Consider the following 3,256-nt stretch of genomic DNA (forward strand, 5'->3'; position numbering starts at 1 on the left):
CATCGCCGAGGCGCGGGCCAGCGGGACTGTGATCGAACCTGCGCAGGTCATGCGCCGCGGCGACGTCGAATCGGCACTCGCCGCTGCGTCACGTCGGATTTCGGGCGCGATCGAAATCGGCGGACAGGATCATTTCTATCTCGAAGGCCAGATCGCCGAGGCGCGGCCTGGAGAGGACGGACAGGTCCACATCTTCTCCTCCACTCAGCACCCCAGCGAAATCCAGCATCTCGTCGCACATCTGCTTGGTCGCCCGAGCGCAGATGTCACGGTTGAAGTCCGGCGAATGGGCGGGGGGTTTGGCGGCAAGGAAACACAGGCGACGGCGCCAGCGGCGGCGTGCGCACTTGTCGCTACGCTAACCGGGCGCGCTGCGCGAATGCGCTATGACCGCGACGACGACATGGTCATCACCGGCAAGCGCCACGATTTTGTCATCGGCTATGATGTGGCTTTTGATGATGCCGGGAGAATCGAGGCCATCCGGCTCGATCTGGCGTCGCGTTGCGGAATGAGCGCCGATCTGTCCGCGTCGATCAATGACCGTGCGATGTTTCATTCGGATAATTGCTACTGGCTGCCGGTCGTCGAGATCGTGAGCCATCGTTTCAGGACCAACACGGTCTCGAATACCGCCTTTCGGGGGTTCGGCGGGCCGCAGGGCATGGTCGGGATCGAGCGCGTGATGGACGCGATCGCGGCCCATCTCGGTATCGATCCGCTCGCCGTGCGCCGCGCCAATCTCTACGCACCGGGGCGTGATGTGACGCCCTACGGCATGACGGTTGCCGACAATATCGCGCCCGAACTGATCGCGGATCTCGCCGCGCGCTGCGGATATGCCGAACGCCGCGCCGAAATCGAGGCGTTCAACGCCGAGCATGCGGTCCTCAAAAAGGGGATTGCGCTGACGCCGGTCAAATTCGGGATCAGTTTCACCGCTACGCACCTCAATCAGGCCGGCGCGCTGGTCCTCGTCTATGCCGATGGTTCGATCCAGCTCAACCATGGCGGGACCGAGATGGGGCAGGGACTCTATGTCAAGGTCGGGCAGGTCGTGGCAGATATTTTCGCGGTGCCGCTGGACCGGGTGCGGATCACCGCCACCCGGACCGACAAGGTGCCCAACACGTCTGCCACCGCCGCTTCCTCGGGCACCGATCTCAACGGCATGGCGGCGAAAAACGCTGCGATGCAGATCCGCGATCGTCTCGCAGATATGATCGCCAAACGGCATGGCGTGGCAGCACAGGATGTCCGCTTCACGCCCGAGGGCGTTGTCGCGAACGATCTCGTCATGCCGTTCGCGGAGGTCTGCCAGCTTGCGCACATGAGCCGTGTATCGCTCGCTGCCAGCGGTTTCTATTCGACCCCTGAAATTCACTACGACCGCACGCGGCATCACGGCCGCCCCTTCTATTATTTCGCCTATGGCGCGGCCTGCAGCGAAGTTGTCATCGATACGCTGACGGGGGAGCATAAGGTCCTCCGCGTCGACATCCTCCATGATGTCGGGCGATCGCTCAATCCGGCGATCGACCTCGGTCAGATCGAAGGTGCCTTCATCCAGGGAATGGGCTGGCTCACGACCGAAGAGCTGGTGTTCGCGGACGATGGCCGGCTGCTGACCCACGCGCCGTCCACATACAAGATTCCGACCGCCAGTGACCGGCCACGGATGGACATTCGCCTGTGGGAGCGAGGACGCAACAGCGAGCCCACGATCCACCGATCGAAGGCCGTCGGCGAGCCGCCGTTCATGCTCGCGATTTCGGTATTGTCGGCGCTGACCGCAGCGGTTTCCGCCGCCGTTCCGGGCAGAGGACTGGCGGCGCTCGATGCGCCCGCCACACCCGAGCATATTCTCGGAGCTATTGCCGAATTGCGCGCGCGCGGTGGCTGACTGGATCGCCCCGGCAAAGGCGGCGCTCGCCGCCGGGCGCACTGCGCTGGTGTCGGTGCTCGCAACCGAGGGATCGGCGCCGCGGGGTGCGGGTACGCGGATGATCGTTACCGACGACGCGATCGTCGGCACGATTGGCGGAGGCCGGCTGGAGCATCAGGCGATCGATCAGGCCCGCACGATCCTGTCCTATCCCTCCGGGACATGGAGGGTGCAGGACTATCCGCTTGGCCCGCTTCTTGGGCAATGCTGCGGCGGCCGGGTCCGGCTGCTGATTGAGCATCTCGACGATATGGAGTGGGCCAACAGCCTCAAGGCGGACGAGAATGTGGCGGTGCGTTTCGAAGCGGACCGCGTGGTCAGAACGCCGACCGATGCGCCGCCATCATCGCTTCGCGCGCGCGGCGAACGTCCGGCGCAATTTGTCGAGCTCGGCCGCCCGCGGTCACGGCAAGTCCAGCTCTTCGGCGCGGGCCATGTCGGCAAGGCGATTGCCCGGGCGCTGCAGGGTCTGCCCTTTTCATTGGCCTGGTTCGACACCCGCACCGAGATGGATGCCGACGGCGTGACGGTCGTTGCCGATGAGGCGATCACAGATTGCGTACGCGACGGGAACAGTGAGACGATCGTGCTGATCCTGACGCACGATCATGGCCTCGACTATCGCCTGGTGGTTGCCGCGATGAATAGCGAGGCTGCCTTCATCGGCTTGATCGGGTCGAAGACGAAGCGAGCCCGCTTTCTGTCGCGGCTCGCCGCCGATGGCTTCGACAAGACCGCGCGCGCGCGGCTGACGTGCCCGATCGGTATCTCGGGCATCGACGGAAATGAACCGGATGTCATCGCCATCGCCGTCGTGGCGCAATTGCTGCGACTTTGTTCCCCGCAACCCGGAGACGCCAAATGACCCCTCATAACGCCCTGATTTCGGCGATGCCGAAAGCCGAACTCCATCTCCATATCGAGGGGAGTCTCGAGCCCGAACTGATGTTCGCGCTCGCGAGGCGTAACAAGATCGAAATCCCTTTCCAGAGTGTCGATGAAATTCGGGTAGCCTACAGCTTCTCACGGCTGCAGGATTTTCTCGACATCTATTATGCGGGCGCGGGCGTGCTGCAGACCGAAGAGGATTTCCGTGATCTGGCGGTGGCTTATTTTGAGCGCGCGCATGCGGATAATGTCCGCCATGCCGAGATATTCTTTGATCCCCAGACCCACACCGACCGCGGCATTCCCTTCGGCGTGGTCGCGTCAGGCCTGCTCGCCGGCATGCAGGAAGCTCGCGATCGTTTCGGCCTAACCTCGGAACTCATCCTGTGCTTCCTGCGCCATCTCGACGAAGAAGCGGCCCTT

The 3,256-nt window shown here is 63.5% G+C and carries 3 protein-coding genes; all 3 read left to right on the forward strand.

All coding sequences use genetic code 11. The annotated features are described in order from the left end of the window. Positions 1 to 1,903 (forward strand): xanthine dehydrogenase molybdopterin binding subunit (xdhB, locus tag VGD20_RS08765; RefSeq protein WP_331134077.1); only part of this gene is annotated, 1,903 nt, incomplete at its 5' end. Then, positions 1,896 to 2,810, forward strand: a complete 915-nt coding sequence (gene xdhC, locus VGD20_RS08770; protein ID WP_331134078.1) for a xanthine dehydrogenase accessory protein XdhC — start codon at positions 1,896 to 1,898, stop codon at positions 2,808 to 2,810. The genes xdhB and xdhC, both read left to right, overlap by 8 nt. Next, a partial coding sequence (locus VGD20_RS08775; RefSeq protein ID WP_414714561.1) for an adenosine deaminase family protein occupies positions 2,807 to 3,256 on the forward strand: 450 nt, incomplete at its 3' end. The genes xdhC and VGD20_RS08775, both read left to right, overlap by 4 nt.

Origin of the sequence: Sphingopyxis sp., assembly GCF_036402335.1 — a bacterium.
In the GTDB taxonomy this organism is placed as follows: Bacteria; Pseudomonadota; Alphaproteobacteria; order Sphingomonadales; family Sphingomonadaceae; genus Sphingopyxis.